Origin of the sequence: Niveibacterium microcysteis (assembly GCF_017161445.1) — a bacterium.
Classification (GTDB): domain Bacteria; phylum Pseudomonadota; class Gammaproteobacteria; order Burkholderiales; family Rhodocyclaceae; genus Niveibacterium; species Niveibacterium microcysteis.
Genome location: NZ_CP071060.1, coordinates 885606 through 901698, shown reverse-complemented (window position 1 = coordinate 901698; position 16093 = coordinate 885606). Strand labels below are relative to the sequence as shown.

The following is a 16093-nucleotide window of genomic DNA, read 5'->3' as shown; positions in this document are numbered from 1 at the left end:
CCAACGCTAGCTAACAACACCGCAGAGCCTTCCGTTTGAGCCCGCTCAACTCATTCTCACCGCTGAGAAAAAATAGCACCCCCCACTTGGTACGCTGGCAAGTACAACGAGCCGCCGCAAGAGCGGCCGACCAGCGCCGTGCCGTCCGACCGGCAACGGCCATAACGCCGCGCTGATGAAAGCTGTTTCGCCATGACTGATGTCGCCCGTGTTTCCGCCTTTGGCCGCCAGGCCGCCAACGTGGGCCGTGCCCTGCCCTTTTCCGAAAGCATCGGGTCGCCGGACGACCTGCCCGAAGCGCTTGCCGCAGCCCTGAAGACCGCGCTTGGCGCGGAGGCCGATGCGCTGCAATTGATCATCCACTCGCCGGCATTTGCCACCGTAGGGCAGAGCAGCCCGGAGAATGTGTTCGCCTTGACGAGCACGCGCTGGATCCTGGTCGCTAAGACGGCCACTGGCACCGTGACGAGCACCGCCCCCTTCGCCGCCGCAGCGGTCATCGAGCTGACGATGATCCTGCTCGGCGGGCAGTTGCGGATCGAGTCGGTGGCTGGCGCCGCGGGCTGCGCGGTGGGCTTCAACATGGTGTCGATCGAACTGTTCCGCGAAGCGCTGTTCATCATGCTCGCGGGTGCCCGGCCCGCCGCAACGAACCCTACGCGCGGCGGCAACATCGAGGCGGAGCTTTCGGTGCTGAGCTTCAAGTTCCGCACGGCACTGCAGGAGCAGACGCCAAGCGGCGTCGCGCTGCGCGATGTGCGCAGCTGGACCAGCGAGGTGTCGCCCCTCGCGCGGCTGTTGTTCATGAAGCCTGCGGCGCCGGCGGGTGTGCTGGCGGTGACCGACAGCTACCTCGGCGTGATCACCGATCCGCCGGCGGGCAAGGAGAAGCAGCACAAGGGCAAATCGCCGCACGGCAAGATCGCTACCTATGTGCTGCGGCAACACCCACTGGTATTACATCTGCCGCAGCCCCAGCGCCGCGGTGACAGCACCGTGCGGATCGCGATCGAGAGCGACGTCGGCTTCGCGCTGAGCGTGCCGGCACGGCAGATCGGTGGCATCGCGAGCCTGCTCAGCGCGCTTTTGCCGCCTGCCACCGCGTGAGTCGGCAGGGGCCCGGCCACAACACGACAGATCAGCCCCTACACGCGGCCCCAGCCCGGCTGTTACCCTGACATGTGTGCGGGTGGAGCCCGCAGTGCATTGGCGCTGCCGGGGGGCTGCGCCACCTTGGGGGCCGGGACTTCACGTGCTTGATCGGATCGTCCGTTTGCTTGAAGGCGCACTGGCAGCCGCGCTGCTCACCGGGCTTTGCCTGCTGAGCGCGTCGGCCGATGCGGCCCACGCGCTCAATGCGGAGGCGCCACCTAGTGGCCCGCTGGGGTATTACGCCGACTTCCTGCAGGAATCGGGTGTGCGCCTGACGCCGGATGAGGTCATGACTCGCCTGCGGCGCGGCGAAGGCGCTACGCCACGCCGCCCTGTGCCGGATTTCGGCATTGGGGCACGGCCGGTGTGGCTGCACTGGCGCATCGAGAACCATGCTGCGCAGGCGCTGATCCGGCGACTGAGCATGGATACGCCGTGGGTGGACGACCTCGATGTCTACGTGATCCAGGCCGGCACGGTGCAGGCGCACTGGCAGACCGGCGACGCACGACCGCAGCGCCAGCGCCCGATCGCTGGCCTGGGTTTCGCGTTCGATCTGCATCTGGAACCGGGCCGCACGGACGTACTGATGCGCGCCGCAACCGCCGACCCGATGGTGTTGCCGACCTCGCTGCAAGCGATCGAGACGGCCGGCACAGCGCATCGCTGGACGCATTACAGCCACGGCTTCGTGTATGGCTACCTGTTGGCGCTGATTGCCTACAACCTGCTGCTCTACACCGGGCTGCGCAAGCGCAGCCATCTGCTCTACGCGGTTTACCTCGCCGCCTTCATCCTGATGAATCTGGGCTACACCGGGCACGGTTACGCGTGGCTGTGGCCCGACTACCCCGGGGTACAGCGCTATGTGATTCTGATCAGCATGGTGCTGTTCGGCGTAGCAGGGCTGCAGTTCGCCGCGCGCTTTCTCGATCTTGCGCGCCATGCGCCCGCCTTGCGCAACGCGGTGCACCTGCTGTGTGTCGCCGCCATGCTCGCTGTGGGGGCCGCAGCCGCAGCAGGGCAACAGGCAATCACGGCCTGGATTGCGTTCGGCTTCGTGGTGATGTTTGCGTTGGTGATGCTGCTGCTCGGTGTGCTCGCGGTGCGCCACAGCTACACCGCGGCGCGCTATTTCCTCGCCGCAGCGGTGGCCGGCATGAGTGGCACCCTGGCGAGCTCATTGGCGGTATGGGGCTTCATCCCCTTCAACGAGTGGACCTATCGCGCCGTGGAGCTTGGCATGCTGGCAGACGCGACGCTGCTGGCGCTGGCGATTGCCCACCGCTTCCGGCAGGACCAGCAGGAGCGCATCCGGGCGGAACACCTCGCGCGTACCGACCCGCTGACCCGGTTGCCCAACCGGCGCGCATTCCGCGAACAGGCCGAGGCGATCTGGAGCACCGCACTGCGGCGCGAGCGCGACATCACCCTGGTCATGATCGACATTGATCACTTCAAGCAGCTCAACGACCGCTACGGCCACCAGCGGGGCGACGAAGCGCTCGCCGCGGTGGGCCAGATCCTGCTGGCCGCGGGGCGGCGCGGCGATGTGGCGGCACGCTGGGGTGGAGAGGAATTCGTGCTGTTGCTGCCCGAGACCAACGAAACGCAGGCGGCGGCACTGGCCGAGCGTTTGCGCCAAAAGATCGCGCTGATTCGGCTGCGCGCGGGCGATACCGAGATCTCGCTGTCAGCCAGTTTCGGCGTCGCCCAGCGTCGCGGTGAAGCCTCGCTCGATGCGCTGATCGACAACGCGGACAGGCTGCTCTACCGCGCCAAACAACTCGGGCGCGACCGCGTCGTCGCCAATTCAAGCGAGCCCGCGCAACCGCTGGTCGGCCCCACCGCCTGACAGTCCCACACCTTCGCACGTCCAAGCCCTTGTGCCCGACACAAGGAACGCAACGTGCAAGAACACATCCGAAATCTGCTGATTTGCATCGCGCTCGCGCTGGTCGCTCAACCCGTATTTGCCGGCGAAGCGCCGGCTCGCGCGCCAAGCGCTTGCGATGGCCCGGTCGTCTGCGCGGGTGACCAGGAACAAATTCGCCACCCACGCAGCGGCAAACTGATTCTGCTGCGCAGTGGCGCGCTGTTCATCCAATACCACTACGACCCGCAAGGGCTGCTGGAGATTGCCGAGGCATCTGACGGGCGAGCCGTGCGCCTTGCGTACGACACCCGGGGCCGCGTCATCCACATGTGGGCCACGACCGACGGGGCGCAGGCAAAACGCGAGTTGCGATTCGCGTACGGCGACACCGAGAGACCGATACGCATCGAACTGCTGGGCACTGGCGTGATCACGGTTCGCTACGACGCCGACGGCGAAATCGCGGCGGTGCGCTCACCGAGCGGTGCAGCCACCGCACTGGGCGTGACGCAGGCCTTTCAGGCGTTGATGGCGCTGGTGAAACCACCTTGCCCGCCGCTTTAGGCGGCTGCGCTGTGCGCGATCAGCAGTTGGTGCCGGCGGTGCAGCCGCCAGCCAGGCGTTTGCGTGCATCCTCGAAGCCGCCGTAGTTCTCGACCTTCGAATAGCCCATGTCGCGCAGTGTTTGTTGCGCGATGCCGGCACGGCGCCCGCTCTTGCAGTAGAGCACGACCGGTGTGTCCTTGCCCGGCGCCAGCGCGGCAATGCGCCCGCCGATCTGCTCGTAGGGCACGTTCATCGCGCCATCCACATGCCCCGCGGCAAACTCTTCCGGCGTGCGGACATCGATCACGACCGGCGTCGCCGCAAAGACCACCGACGCCCACAGCGCCACGCCCATACTCATCACCAAGCGGTGCAGAAAACCACGGATTTTCATTCCATCCTCCTTGAAAGACGCCGGGCCGCCACGGCAGCCGCTTGGCGGCACTGTAGCAGCCCAGGCTGGCGCACGCCCCCGGGCGGTGACATAGTGGCGGCCCGTTCGTCCGAACTGCCCGCCATGTCTCGACTCCGCTTGGACAACCCATACCTGCTGTTGTTGCTGACCGTGCTGTTCTGGTCCGGCAACTGGGTCGTCGGGCGCGGCCTGCGTGGCGATGTGCCACCGGTGGCGCTGGCCTTCTGGCGCTGGACACTCGCCTTTGCCTGCACCCTGCCCTTCGCCTGGCCCCACCGCCACCAGATCGGCGCCGCACTGCGTGGCCACCTTGGCATGTTGCTGTTGCTGTCCTTGCTGGGCATCAGCGGCTACAACACCATCACCTACATCGGTCTGCAGCAGACCACGGCCACCAATGGCGTGCTGCTGAACTCCTTCATCCCGATCGTGATCATCGGCCTTTCGTGGGCCTTCTTCGGCAAGCGGCTATCGCTGCGGGAAGGCTTCGGCGCGCTGATCTCCTTGTGCGGCGTCACCGTGATCGTGGCGCATGGCGATCTCGCCAAACTCGCGGCGCTGTCGCTGAACCCGGGCGACTTGTGGATCATGGTGTCGGTGTTCGTCTGGGCCGGCTACACGCTGCTGCTGCAATACCGGCCGGCGGGCCTGCATCCGATGGCGATGCTGTCGATCCTGACTGCACTCGGCGTGCTGATGCTCGCCCCGCTTTACGGCTGGGAGCTTGCGCAGGGGCGCCTGATTCACCCCAGCGCGGCCGCTTTTGCAGGCATTCTCTACACTGGCGTGTTCCCGGCCTTTCTCGGCTATGTGTTCTGGAACCGCGCGGTGGCGCAGGTCGGCGGGCCGGTATCCGGGCTGTTCATCCACCTGATGCCGGTGTTCACGCCGCTGCTCTCCGCCCTGTTTCTCGGTGAGGCGCCGCACGCGTACCACTTTGCCGGGATGGCACTGATCCTCGGCGGCATTCTGCTCACGACACTGCAGCGCACCGTAAAATCCACGCAAACCTAAACAGGAGTTCGCGCATGAGCACCACTTTCCTCGTTCTCACCGTGATCGGCGACGACCGCCCCGGCCTCGTCGAGCAGCTCGCTGCCGCGATCAGCGAACACCGTGGCAACTGGCTGGAATCCTCGATGGCGCATCTGGCGGGCAAGTTCGCCGGCATCGTCGAGGTCAGTGTGGCGAGCGAGGAGGTCGACGCGCTGCGCCGCGCGCTGGCGAGCCTCGGCGCGTTGAAGGTAACGGTGGAAGAAGCCGACGCCGGCGCGGAATCGCACAAGGGCCGTCGGCTGACGCTGGCGCTGATCGGGCACGACCGGATCGGCATCGTGCGCGAGGTCTCGCAAGTGCTGGCGCGCCATGCGGTGAACGTCGAGGCGCTGAACACCTTCACCGCCAGCGCGCCGATGTCGGCCGAAATCATGTTCCACGCGCAAGCCGAACTGCAGGCCGCGGACGATCTCGACGCGCGCGCGCTGAAAGCCGACCTGGAGCGCATCTCGGACGACCTGATGGTCGACATCACGCTCGACGAAGTCGTGAAGATCTGACCTGACTTCGCTGAAATAAAACCGGGGCGCCCGGTGAATCAACACCGGCGCCCCGTTTCGTTTGCGCGACCGCGCTGGGTCAGTGATCGGCCTGCACCTTCGGCAATACCAGGTTCAGCAACACCGCCAGTACGCCACACAGGCTGATGCCTTGCAGGCTGAAGCTGCCGATATGGACACCGAGCCCGCCAATGCCGGTAACCAGGGTGACCGACACGATGCACAGGTTGCGCGGGTTCATCAGCTCGACCTTGCCGTCCATGATCGTCTTGAGGCCGATGCCGGCGATCGAACCGAACAGCAGCATCATGATGCCGCCCATCACCGGCATCGGAATCGTCTGCAGCAGCGCGCCGAATTTGCCGACGAAGGCCATCAGGATCGCGAAGCCGGCGGCCCAGGTCATCACGACCGGGTTGTAGTTCTTCGTCAGCATCACTGCGCCGGTGACTTCGCCGTATGTCGTGACCGGCGGGCCGCCGAACAGGCCGGCGACGTTCACCGCGAGGCCATCGCCGAGCAGCGTGCGATGCAGGCCGGGCGAGTCGGTGTAGTCCTTGCCCACGACGGAGCCGATCGCGAGGATGCCGCCTACGTGCTCGACGATCGGCGCGATCGCGACCGGGATCATGAAGAGGATCGCGGCGATGTTGAACTCCGGGTGGCCAAACTGGGGCAGAGCCAGCCACGGTGCGTCGATCACCTTCTGGAAGTTCACGATGCCCAGGAACAGCGACAGCACGTAGCCAACCGCCACGCCAACGAGAATCGGCACCAGCTTCAGCAGGCCCTTGGCGCGGATCGCGGTCAGCATGGTGGCGATCAGCGACACCGCGGCAACGCCCAACGCGGTGCCGTACGGAACCACCTGCGCATCACCGGCCTTGCCGGAAGACATATTGACGGCCACTTGCGCGAGCCCGAGGCCGATCACCATCACGACCGGGCCGATCACCACCGGCGGCAGCAGCTTGTGAATGAAATCCACGCCACGCCATTTCACGAGGCCGGCCGCCACGTAGTAGAAGAAGCTGGCTGAAGCGAGCGCGCCCAGCGTGGCCGGCATGCCCCAGGTCTGCACCGAGTAGATCACCGGCGCGATGAAGGCGAAGCTCGATCCGAGGTAGATCGGCACCTGACGCTTGGTGCAGATCTGGAAGATCAGCGTGCCGATGCCTGCGCCAAGCAAGGCGAGGCTGGGGTTCAGGCCAGTGAGCAGCGGCACCAGCACGGTGGCGCCGAAGGCGACAAACAGGATCTGCGCGCCGGATAGCGCGGTGCGCCATACGGGCTCGGGGGTAGCGGACATGCAGGGGGCCTTTCCGGGTGACGGAGGGTGGATGAAAAAACGGCCGCGGGTGGCGGCCGATCGATGGGTCAGACTTTGGTGCCGAAGATCTTGTCTCCGGCATCCCCGAGGCCGGGGATGATGTAGCCGTGCTCGTTGAGGTGGCTGTCGATCGCGGCGGTGTAGACCGCAACGTCCGGATGCGCCGCCTCCAGTGCGCGGATGCCCTCGGGCGCCGACACCAGGGTCAGCGCGGTGATGTGGCGGCAACCGTTGCGCTTGAGCATCTCGATCGTCGCGATCAGCGAGCCGCCGGTCGCCAGCATCGGGTCGATGATCCAGGCGCTGCGCTCCGCCAGGTTGCCCACGAAGCGCTCGAAGTACGGCTCCGGCATCAGGGTTTCTTCGTTGCGCGCAATGCCGACGACCGAGACCTTGGCGCTCGGCACCATGTCCAGCACACCGTCGAGCATGCCGATGCCGGCCCGCAGGATCGGCACAACAGTCAGCTTCTTGCCCTTGATCTGGTCGATCTCGACCGGGCCGGCCCAGCCTCCGATCGTGATGCGCTCCAGCTCAAAGTCCTTCGCAGCCTCATAGGCGAGCAGGCGGGCGAGTTCAGCAGTGAGTTCGCGGAACTTCTTGGTGCTGATGTCGCCTTCCCGCATCAGGCCGATCTTGTGTTTGACGAGCGGGTGCTTTACTTCGACGACAGGCATGGGGGCTCCGGGAACAGGCGTGGGGTAGGTATGGCGGCGCACTCTAGCCGAAAGCGAGGCGGCGCCATCGCGATCAGATCAAGCGCGGCTCGGGTATTCAACGTTTGCCGCCGATCAGGCCAGCAGCACCGATCACGATCAGGATCACCGGCCACCAGGTGCCCATCTGGTGAAAAAGATCCCTCAGGTGGAAGAGGCCGAGGTTGTTCAGCAGGAACAGGATGCCCACCAGGATCAGGACGATCGGGCCAACGCGGAAGTGCATGAAACGCTCCAGAATGCGATAGCCCCGAACTGTGCCGTGCCGCCGCCATGGCCGCAAGGGGGCACGGCGCCCAGCGCGGCCAAGGGCGCCGGCAAGTTTCCGCAACGCGCGCGGCAAGCACAGCCGTCGCTTGCCACCGCCTCCCGCGAGCGCCTAAGATTGCGCCCCTCGCGCTGCAACAAGTGCAGACAAATCAATTGGATAGCATACGAATGAGCCTCTACGCACTGGACGACCGCACACCGCAGCTGGGCGAAGGCAGCTGGGTCGCCGAGAACGCCACCGTGATCGGCTCGGTCACGCTGGGCCGCAACGTCAACGTGTGGTTCGGCGCCACCCTGCGCGGCGACAATGACCCGATCACCGTCGGCGACAACAGCAACATCCAGGACGGCTCGATCCTGCACACCGACGACGGCGTGCCGCTGACGATAGGCGCCAACGTCACCGTCGGCCACATGGTCATGCTGCACGGCTGCTCGATCGGCGAGGGATCGCTGATCGGCATCAACGCCGTCGTGCTCAACCGCGCAGTGATCGGCAAGCATTGCCTGATCGGCGCCAACACCTTGATCCCGGAAGGCAAGGTGATCCCGGATCGCTCTTTGGTCGTGGGCACGCCGGGCCGCATCATCCGCGAGCTGAGCGACGAGGAAGTCGCCAACCTGGAACGCAGCGCAGCCGGCTATGTGCGCAACGCAGCCCGCTACGCCGCGGGGCTGCGCCGTATCGGGTGACACATCCGCTCACAGGCAGGCGCTGTCCGCCCTGCTAGACTGGGATCAGCCATTCTGGGAGATGAACGGATGAAACCCCTGCAAAGCCTGCTGATCGCCGCCGCCTGCGTTGCCGCCCCCGCATGGGGCCAGACAGCCGCCCCTGCTGCCCCCAGCGTGCCGACGATCGACCTGAGCGTTGAGAGCAGCCGCGCCGCGACAAACGACCTGCAACGCGCGGTCGTGTACGTCGAAGCCTCGGACGCCAACCTCAATGCGCTCACCAATCGCGTGAATCAGACGATCAACCGCGGCCTTGCTACCGCCAAGAGCGCGACCGCCGTGAAGGTACGCTCCGGCAACAGCAGCACCTGGCCGAACTATGTGCGCAACTCGCAGAAGATCGAGAGCTGGCGCATGCGCTCCGAGTTACTGCTGGAGAGCCGCGACTCGGCCGCGCTGTCCGAGCTGCTCGGCAAGCTGCAGGGCGATTTCGCGCTGGGGCAGATCAGCTTCGCGCCGTCCGTCGAAACCCGCCGCAAGGCTGAGGACGAAGCGATCGTGGACGCGCTGGCAGCCTTCAAGGCACGCGCAGAACTCGCCGCCAACGCGCTGGGTCGCAAGTACCGCATCCGGCATGTCGCGATCAACACGAACCAGAGCTTCCGCCCGATGCCGATGCCAGCAGCCAGGGCGGCGGTGATGAGCGCGGCGTCGGACAGTGGTGCTCCCGCAATGGAGGCCGGCGAAACCCAACTCAACGTGATTGCAACCGGAACCATCGAACTGCAGTGATCGCCCTGATTCAACGCGTGTTGCACGCATCCGTGGTGGTGGACGGTGAAACCGTCGGCGAAATCGGCGCAGGGCTGCTCGCGCTGGTGGGCGTGCGGCCGGAAGACGACGAGAAGAGTGCCGCACGCCTGATCGAACGCATCCTCGGATACCGGGTGTTCAGCGACGAGGCCGGCCGCATGAACCGATCGCTCGCCGATACGGCGGGCGGATTGTTGCTGGTGCCTCAGTTCACGCTGGCCGCCGATACCCGCAAAGGCACGCGGGCCAGCTTCACCTCCGCCGCGGAGCCAGTCCGCGCCCGCAGCCTGTTCGACCATGCTGTCATCGTTGCGCGGGCCAGCCACAGCCGGGTCGCCACCGGGCAGTTCGGGGCAGAGATGGCCGTCAGCCTGACCAACCATGGCCCCGTCACGTTCTGGCTGGAGTCCTGACGTGCGCGCCTGGCACCCCGCCCTGCTGCTGGCTGCGCTGATGCTCGCCGCGTGCTCCAGTTCGCCGTCCCGCACGCCGCAGCCCGACCAGAACAATCCCGCGTTCGTCCGCCTGCCCGATGCATCGCTCGCAAACGACGTCGTGGTTTTCGCGCTTGGTTTGGTGGATACCGGCTATCGCTTCGGTGGCCGCAACCCTGAAGCCGGGCTGGACTGCAGCGGCATGGTCAGCTACGTGATGGAGCAAGTTGCTGGCGTAAAACTGCCGCACAACGCGGCGCAGATCGCCGCACGGGCGCGCCCGATCGAGCGCAATCAGATCCGCCCCGGCGATCTGGTGTTCTTCAACACGATGAAGCGCCCGTTCTCACATATGGGCATCTACATCGGCGAGGGCCGATTTGTCCACGCTCCCTCAACCAGCGGTGCCGTGCGCATCGAACGCCTGGATACCGCCTACTTCGCGCAACGCTTCGAAGGCGCCCGTACGCTGCTCGATTGAGGCTGCGCGCCGTCGGCGAAAGCAGGCCCAGCGGCTCGACTCAGGGGGTGCGGTCGAGTAGCGCCTTCAAATGCATTGCCGGAATCGCATAGGTGATGCCGGATGGCTGGGTCAGCGCACTTTCCTTGCTGCCTTTGACGAACACCATATTGGCGATCGCGAGCACCAATCCGCTGTCCTGGTCGTACACCGGGCTGCCACTGTTGCCCGGGTAGGCAGTGGCATCGAGCTGAAGCACCGGGAAAGCCCCCTCCCGAATACGCCGGATCGCTTGCGGGTTGAGCTGCGAGCCGTGTTCGGTCGGCAACACGATAGGCGTGATTGCGGCCACGATGCCGCGGTGCGTGGCGGGATTCAGGCCCAGCACACCGATGATAGGGAAGCCGGTAAACGCAATCGGCTGGCCCTCGCGCGCATGCATACCGTCGTCAAGCTTGAGCGCCGGCAGCGTGACGCCCGGCAGCTTGAGCAGCGCGAGATCGTGCGCCGGATCGCTGCCAATCTTGGTGACCTTGTGGGTGCGCTGCACACCACCCTCGCCGAAGCTGATCGCAATCAGCTCTTCGAAATGCTCCGCATCGAGCGTCGGCGGCACCACATGTGAATTGGTCGCGATCCGCGTCCCGTCTCCCACGACAAAGCCGGTGCCCATCAGACGGAACTGCGGTGATCGATCGCGCTGATAGGTGCCGATCGCGACAATCGAGGGTTTGATGCGCTGAACCGTGTCGACCAGATCCGCGCGCGCTGGCGCCATGGCAAGCATCAACAAGCATATCAGCACCCGGCCGAGGCCCCGCAGCATGCTCGCGTGCCCGCTAACGCATGGCAATCGGAGACGGTGCAACCAACTGGGCGTCGTAAGGGTGGTTGGCGCGGCGGAACATGCCGTAGATGCGTTTGACATAGTCGACCGTCTCCCGATAAGGCGGAATGCCGCGGTAGCGATCGACCGCGCCCTCGCCCGCGTTGTAGGCAGCCAGCGTCAAGAGCACGTCGCCGCGGTAGTAGGCCAAGAGCCAGCGCAGGTAGGCGAGGCCGCCCTTGATGTTCTGCGCGGGGTCGTAGATGTTCCGCACCTTGAAGCGCTGGGCGGTTTCCGGAATCAACTGCATCACGCCGTACGCGTTGCGCGGGCTGCGCGCGAGCGATTCGAAATTCGACTCAGCGGCCGCCACCGCAAGCGCGAGGCGTGCATCAATCGCGTATTGCGGCGCCAGCAAGCGGATCAGCTGCGCAATCCGACGCTTGTTCGGTGGCAGCGCCGCCAGCACAGCATCGAGATCCGCTTCGTCGGAGGCCACCGGGTCGTTACGCCCTTGGGGCGCCCGCGGCATCATGCACGGCGGGAGCACCCCGGCCGACGGGCCGAAGAAGCGCTGTGCACCTTGTGCTGGCTCGAAGCCGGCCGCCGCTGCGCGCGCCATGAGCGTCGCCGCAATCCGGTCGTCCTGCTCTACGCCGCGACCGTTGCCATACATCCAGGCAAGCGCAAACAGACCTTCGGCGTCGCCGTAGCGCGCAGCATCACAGTACAGCTCCGCCGCACGGAGGGGGTCTTGCGGCATCCCCTCTCCATGCTCGTACTGCGTACCGAGCGCGACCAGCTGCCGCGCGAGCATCGCTCGCGGATCGGCCAGCGGCTCGTCGGCCGCCGCCACGGGCACGCTGACGGCGAACAGCGCCAGGAGGAGCAAACGCAGGCTACGCATGGCATCTCCCGGCACCAGACGGTACCGCGTCAAAGCCTCCAGAGGCGTGCGCCGGCGGCTTCGACTTCAGCCGGTGCATACGCGCTCTTGACGTCGGTAAACACGCCGCCCGGCAACAGCTTGGCGGTAAGCTGAGCGACGCCCATGTCGGCGTATGCCTGATGGCTTACGGCCGCAACGATCGCAGACGCCTTCGGTAGCGCATCCCACGGCGTCAACGACACGCCGTACTCATGCTCTGCCTCGCCGCTTTCGGCGATCGGGTCGTGCACATGAACGTTAACGCCAAAGCTGCGCAGTTCGCGGATCACGTCGATCACCTTGCTATTGCGTAGATCGGGGCAGTTCTCCTTGAACGTCAGGCCGAGCACGATGACGTTGGCGCCTTTGACCGGCAGGTCGTTCGCGATCATCTGCTTGACGGTCTGCTCGGCGATGTACTTGCCCATGCCGTCGTTGATGCGGCGCCCAGCAAGGATCACCTGCGGGTGGTAGCCGAGCATGTCCGCTTTGTAGGTCAGGTAATACGGGTCGACACCGATACAGTGGCCGCCAACCAGCCCCGGACGGAACGGCAGGAAGTTCCACTTCGTGCCGGCCGCTTTCAGCACTTCCAGCGTGTCGATGCCGATCTTGTGGAAGATCAGTGCCAGCTCGTTCATGAGCGCGATGTTCAAATCGCGCTGCGTGTTCTCGATCACCTTGGCGGCTTCGGCCACCTTGATGCTGGATGCCGGGTACACCCCAGCGGTAATCACTGCACCGTAGAGCGCCTGCACCTTCTCGAGGGTCGCCGGCGTATCGCCCGACACCACCTTCACGATGCGGGTGAGCGTGCGCTCTTTGTCGCCCGGATTGATCCGCTCAGGGCTATAGCCGACAAAGAAGTCCTCTTTCCACTTGAGCCCCGAGTGCTTCTCGATGATCGGAATGCAGACCTCTTCGGTCGCGCCGGGGTACACCGTCGACTCGTACACCACGATCGCACCACGCTTGATGTGCTTGCCAACCGATTCGGACGACTTGACCAGCGGCGTGAAGTCCGGCTGGTGAGCATCGTCGACCGGCGTCGGCACCGCCACGATGATGAAGTCCGCCTCGGAAATCACCTTCGGATCGGTATGGCAGGTCAGCTGCGTTGCGGCCCGCAGATCGTCGCTGGACACCTCGCCAGTCGGATCAACGAACCCGCGGTAAGCAGCAACCTTCTGTTCCGAAAGGTCGAAGCCCAGCGTGCGATACTTTTTGCCAAACTCGACGGCGAGCGGCAGGCCAACGTATCCAAGGCCAATCACAGCAACGGTAGTCATGATCTTTGCGGCGTGGAAGCCAGTAGGTTTGTCAGAGGGTCTTGAGCAGCGATTCGGCGTCGCTACGCAACGTTGAGTTTTCCGGCGCCGCTTTGGCGACCGCAGCGGCTTCGGTCTTGGCGCCGGCCTTATCACCGGCCTGGACCAGCGCTCGTGCGAGGTTCAGGCGCAAGGATGGATTATTCGGCGCACCGGCAACCGCCTTGCGCAACACGTCCACCGCAGGCTTCGCTTGGCCCGAATCGAGCAGGATCTGCGCCTTGGTATCGAGAATCGCGGGATTGTCGGGCGCGAGCTGAAGCGCCTGGTCGACATACGACATCGCCTTCGGATCTTTCACTTTGCTGCCAACCCAACCCAAGTTGTTGAGCGTGACTGCATTCTTGGGATCCAGCTCCAGCAAGGCCCGATAGGCCTTGGCCGCGGCCTCGTAGTCCTTCGCGGCGATTGCACGCTCCGCGATGTACGAACGGAACGGGATGTCCTTGGGGTTCTGCGCCAACCAGGCCGTCGCCAACTTGTCGGCCTCTGCTCGTTGCCCGGACTCAATCAGCCCACTGTGGTACTTGATCGCAACCGGACCGACCTTGGCGAGTTCGTATGCCTTGGCGTACGCCTTGTTCGCTGCAGTCCAATCCTTCGCCTGCGCATACGCATCGCCTTCGTAGATCCAGCCGGCAGCCTCTTTCGGATGCTGCTTCTGCACTTCCCTCGCGATGGTCACCGCATCGTTCGTGCTGCGCTGTTCGATCTTGAGCGCGACCAGTCGCTGTTGCGCTTCAAGCAGATCAGGGCGTTGCTTGAGCACTTTGCGAAGCGTGTCTTCGGCGGCCTGAACATCCTTCGCCACCCGCTGCAGATCGGAGAGCATCAGCCAAGGCGCAGGCAACTGGGGTTGCACGCCAATCAGCTTTTGCAGCGTCGCAATTGCCTGCTGCGTCTCACCCGCACGGGCTTGCGTCCGCGCGGCAGCCATTAAGACGTCAGGGTCGGACGGGAAGGCCGCCACGAGATCCTGCGCCACCGTCAACGCGCCCTTGTTGTCTCCGGTCCCCTGCAGTAGTTCCAACAGCGCGAGTTTGGGTGCCGCAACGGCAGGATTTGCGGCCACGGCGCGATCGAGCACCTTGCGGATCTCCTCCGGTTTGGCACCGCTATCGGCCATCTGCCGCGCCAGCAGCAAGTACGCCTCGACCGCTTTCGGATTCTTCTCGATGATCTTCTCGAAACGGGCACGGGCCTCGGCGGGTTTGCCTGCCATCACGTCCAGTCTCGCGAGATTCATCGCTGCCGCGAGATAGTTGGGCTGCAACTCAAGCGACTTCTCGAATGCCTTACGCGCCCCAGCGCTATCCTTGCCCGCAACCAAGACACCGCCAAGCAGGTTGTAGCCCAACGGGTTCTGCGGCTGGCGTTGGATCATGCGATCAACGACCGCACGCGCCTTCGGAATATTGCCGCTGCGCAGATGCGCCATGATCAGGGTTACTTCCGCCTCGTCACTGCCATCTTCGATCGACGCGGCGGCCTCAATATCGCGCATCGCGGCGTCGCTGTCGCCGGTTGCGAGTTTCGAGACCCCCAGACGCAAGCGCGACGCGGCATCCTTCGGGTCAAGCGCAGCCGCTTTCGCGAACAGCTCAGACGAGCGCGCGAAATCGCCGTTCTGCAGCGACGCCTGCCCGGCGAGCATCAGGGTCTCACGGTCCGGGCTCTTCGACAGCAAAGGGTTGAGGGTGTCAAAGGCCTTGGCCGGATCCTTGGCCGCCAGCTGCGCTCGCGCCAGCAGGCGGCGCGGCCCCGGTGCGTCCGGCGCCTTCGCGACCAGTTTTTCGAAATTTGCTTGGGCTTGCACGAAATCGCGCAGGCGCATGTGCGCCACCCCCGCCAGCATGACGGCCGGGAGATAGTCCGGCGCTGCGCTCAGCACCTGCTGCGCCGCATCCCGCGCCTTGTCGTTCTTGCCGCGATAAAGCGCAACAACACCTTCCAGATGACGAATCAGGATGTGTTTCGGCGAAACCTTCTTCGCTTCGGCAATCGTCGCCTCAGCTTTATCCAGTTGCTTCTGGTTGATGTAGATCTGCGCCAGACGCATGCGCGGCGGCACCAGTTGGGGGCGCAGCTTGATCGCGCTCTCAAGGTCCGCAATCGCCTCGTCCGCCTTGCCCGCGGCGAGTTTGAGCTCTGCACGAAGCGTAATGGCTTCGTACTCGGACGGATTCTTCGTGATGGCGTCGTCGAGGATCGCAATCGCCGCCGGAATGTCGTGCCGCGATACCTTGAGTCGAGCGAATGCGATTGCGGCCGGACCAAAGCCGGGCACCGCATCCAGCGCCTCGCGCAAAGCGGCCTCAGCACGCTCCTGCTGATTCAGCATGAGATACGCATCGGACAACCCAACCGCCACGGCGGCTTTGGCGGCCGGCTGCTGCGGCTTCATGGCGCTGTATTCGGTGACCACTTGCTGCGCCTTGTCGAGCGCAAGCAGCGCGCGGGACAGCGGCACGGCAACGGTCTCAAGCGGATAGCCCGCCTCAAGCGCCTTGCGCAGTTCCTTCTCCGCCCCCGGTGCGTCACCCGTGTCGAGCAGGATCTTGCCGAACAGATAGCGCGCTTCGGCGAGGCCGGGGTTCTTCTGCAGTGCGTTCTTCAGCTGGATCGTCGCAGCGTTGGTGTCTCCCTTAGCCAGGTAGTCGCGAGCGGAGCTCAGCATCTTCTGGGGATCGTCACCGCACCCAACGAGCAAAGCCGCCGCAAGCAACGCAGCCAGAAGGCCTGAAACACGGAACTGGGTCATGAAGGGG

General features: G+C 65.0%; 17 protein-coding genes. 9 read left to right on the top strand and 8 right to left on the bottom strand.

Features of this window, described 5'->3' with window-relative positions; genetic code table 11:
• Positions 1–192 precede the first annotated feature (192 nt).
• The 3 genes from JY500_RS04210 (at position 193) to JY500_RS04200 (ending at position 3592) form a co-directional block, all read left to right on the top strand.
• Entirely contained in the window at positions 193–1107 is a 915-nt protein-coding gene (locus tag JY500_RS04210; protein WP_206255162.1) for a hypothetical protein, read from the top strand.
• Between the two features lie 145 nt (positions 1108–1252).
• Positions 1253–3007, top strand: a complete 1755-nt coding sequence (locus JY500_RS04205; RefSeq protein WP_206255161.1) for a diguanylate cyclase — start codon at positions 1253–1255, stop codon at positions 3005–3007.
• Positions 3008–3061: 54 nt separating this feature from the next.
• A complete protein-coding gene (locus JY500_RS04200) occupies positions 3062–3592 on the top strand; it encodes a hypothetical protein (protein WP_206255160.1) in 531 nt (176 codons plus the stop codon).
• A 19-nt stretch (positions 3593–3611) separates the two neighbouring features.
• Here the strand turns inward: JY500_RS04200 and JY500_RS04195 are convergent, their stop codons facing one another.
• Positions 3612–3968: a rhodanese-like domain-containing protein gene (locus tag JY500_RS04195; protein WP_206255159.1), complete on the bottom strand. Its 357-nt coding sequence runs from the start codon at positions 3966–3968 to the stop codon at positions 3612–3614.
• A gap of 123 nt (positions 3969–4091) precedes the next feature.
• On the opposite strand from JY500_RS04195, the gene JY500_RS04190 reads away from it, so the two are divergent.
• Both JY500_RS04190 and JY500_RS04185 read left to right on the top strand, forming a co-directional pair.
• The gene (locus JY500_RS04190; RefSeq protein ID WP_206255158.1) at positions 4092–5003 is read left to right on the top strand and encodes a DMT family transporter; all 912 of its coding nucleotides are present in this window, start codon (positions 4092–4094) and stop codon (positions 5001–5003) included.
• Positions 5004–5017: 14 nt separating this feature from the next.
• The gene (locus JY500_RS04185) at positions 5018–5545 is read left to right on the top strand and encodes a glycine cleavage system transcriptional repressor (protein ID WP_206255157.1); all 528 of its coding nucleotides are present in this window, start codon (positions 5018–5020) and stop codon (positions 5543–5545) included.
• Positions 5546–5624: 79 nt separating this feature from the next.
• Here the strand turns inward: JY500_RS04185 and JY500_RS04180 are convergent, their stop codons facing one another.
• From JY500_RS04180 to JY500_RS04170, 3 genes are all read right to left on the bottom strand, one after another.
• Entirely contained in the window at positions 5625–6854 is a 1230-nt protein-coding gene (locus JY500_RS04180; RefSeq protein ID WP_172204686.1) for a uracil-xanthine permease family protein, read from the bottom strand.
• A gap of 68 nt (positions 6855–6922) precedes the next feature.
• Positions 6923–7552 (bottom strand): uracil phosphoribosyltransferase, encoded by a 630-nt coding sequence (upp, locus tag JY500_RS04175; RefSeq protein ID WP_206255156.1) that lies wholly within the window; start codon positions 7550–7552, stop codon positions 6923–6925.
• Between the two features lie 97 nt (positions 7553–7649).
• Positions 7650–7817: a LiaI-LiaF-like domain-containing protein gene (locus tag JY500_RS04170; protein ID WP_172204682.1), complete on the bottom strand. Its 168-nt coding sequence runs from the start codon at positions 7815–7817 to the stop codon at positions 7650–7652.
• Between the two features lie 212 nt (positions 7818–8029).
• Between JY500_RS04170 and JY500_RS04165 the strand changes: the two genes are divergently transcribed.
• The 4 genes from JY500_RS04165 (at position 8030) to JY500_RS04150 (ending at position 10264) form a co-directional block, all read left to right on the top strand.
• Positions 8030–8554 (top strand): gamma carbonic anhydrase family protein, encoded by a 525-nt coding sequence (locus JY500_RS04165; RefSeq protein WP_172204680.1) that lies wholly within the window; start codon positions 8030–8032, stop codon positions 8552–8554.
• A 69-nt stretch (positions 8555–8623) separates the two neighbouring features.
• Entirely contained in the window at positions 8624–9328 is a 705-nt protein-coding gene (locus JY500_RS04160; RefSeq protein WP_206255155.1) for an SIMPL domain-containing protein, read from the top strand.
• Positions 9325–9762 (top strand): D-aminoacyl-tRNA deacylase, encoded by a 438-nt coding sequence (gene dtd, locus JY500_RS04155; protein WP_206255154.1) that lies wholly within the window; start codon positions 9325–9327, stop codon positions 9760–9762. Before JY500_RS04160 ends, dtd begins: the two co-directional genes overlap by 4 nt.
• 1 nt (position 9763) lies before the next feature.
• On the top strand, positions 9764–10264 hold the full coding sequence (locus JY500_RS04150; protein WP_374604743.1) for a C40 family peptidase: 501 nt from the start codon (positions 9764–9766) through the stop codon (positions 10262–10264).
• Positions 10265–10304: 40 nt separating this feature from the next.
• Here the strand turns inward: JY500_RS04150 and JY500_RS04145 are convergent, their stop codons facing one another.
• From JY500_RS04145 to prsT, 4 genes are all read right to left on the bottom strand, one after another.
• The gene (locus JY500_RS04145) at positions 10305–11021 is read right to left on the bottom strand and encodes a S1 family peptidase (protein ID WP_246479785.1); all 717 of its coding nucleotides are present in this window, start codon (positions 11019–11021) and stop codon (positions 10305–10307) included.
• Positions 11022–11082: 61 nt separating this feature from the next.
• A complete protein-coding gene (locus JY500_RS04140; RefSeq protein WP_206255151.1) occupies positions 11083–11976 on the bottom strand; it encodes a transglycosylase SLT domain-containing protein in 894 nt (297 codons plus the stop codon).
• A gap of 29 nt (positions 11977–12005) precedes the next feature.
• Entirely contained in the window at positions 12006–13286 is a 1281-nt protein-coding gene (locus JY500_RS04135) for a nucleotide sugar dehydrogenase (protein ID WP_206255150.1), read from the bottom strand.
• Positions 13287–13317: 31 nt separating this feature from the next.
• Positions 13318–16086, bottom strand: coding sequence for an XrtA/PEP-CTERM system TPR-repeat protein PrsT (gene prsT / locus JY500_RS04130; RefSeq protein ID WP_206255149.1), 2769 nt, complete (start codon positions 16084–16086; stop codon positions 13318–13320).
• Positions 16087–16093 lie beyond the last annotated feature (7 nt).

What these genes read in the sequence shown, in the direction of transcription:
- upp (WP_206255156.1), bottom strand. Translation starts at nt 7,552, where the DNA reads ATGCCTGTCGTCGAAGTAAAGCACCCGCTCGTCAAACACAAGATCGGC.
- prsT (WP_206255149.1), bottom strand. Translation starts at nt 16,086, where the DNA reads ATGACCCAGTTCCGTGTTTCAGGCCTTCTGGCTGCGTTGCTTGCGGCG.
- JY500_RS04135 (WP_206255150.1), bottom strand. Translation starts at nt 13,286, where the DNA reads ATGACTACCGTTGCTGTGATTGGCCTTGGATACGTTGGCCTGCCGCTC.
- JY500_RS04165 (WP_172204680.1), top strand. Translation starts at nt 8,030, where the DNA reads ATGAGCCTCTACGCACTGGACGACCGCACACCGCAGCTGGGCGAAGGC.
- JY500_RS04185 (WP_206255157.1), top strand. Translation starts at nt 5,018, where the DNA reads ATGAGCACCACTTTCCTCGTTCTCACCGTGATCGGCGACGACCGCCCC.
- JY500_RS04160 (WP_206255155.1), top strand. Translation starts at nt 8,624, where the DNA reads ATGAAACCCCTGCAAAGCCTGCTGATCGCCGCCGCCTGCGTTGCCGCC.
- JY500_RS04140 (WP_206255151.1), bottom strand. Translation starts at nt 11,976, where the DNA reads ATGCGTAGCCTGCGTTTGCTCCTCCTGGCGCTGTTCGCCGTCAGCGTG.
- JY500_RS04210 (WP_206255162.1), top strand. Translation starts at nt 193, where the DNA reads ATGACTGATGTCGCCCGTGTTTCCGCCTTTGGCCGCCAGGCCGCCAAC.
- JY500_RS04170 (WP_172204682.1), bottom strand. Translation starts at nt 7,817, where the DNA reads ATGCACTTCCGCGTTGGCCCGATCGTCCTGATCCTGGTGGGCATCCTG.
- JY500_RS04180 (WP_172204686.1), bottom strand. Translation starts at nt 6,854, where the DNA reads ATGTCCGCTACCCCCGAGCCCGTATGGCGCACCGCGCTATCCGGCGCG.
- JY500_RS04190 (WP_206255158.1), top strand. Translation starts at nt 4,092, where the DNA reads ATGTCTCGACTCCGCTTGGACAACCCATACCTGCTGTTGTTGCTGACC.
- JY500_RS04195 (WP_206255159.1), bottom strand. Translation starts at nt 3,968, where the DNA reads ATGAAAATCCGTGGTTTTCTGCACCGCTTGGTGATGAGTATGGGCGTG.
- JY500_RS04145 (WP_246479785.1), bottom strand. Translation starts at nt 11,021, where the DNA reads ATGGCGCCAGCGCGCGCGGATCTGGTCGACACGGTTCAGCGCATCAAA.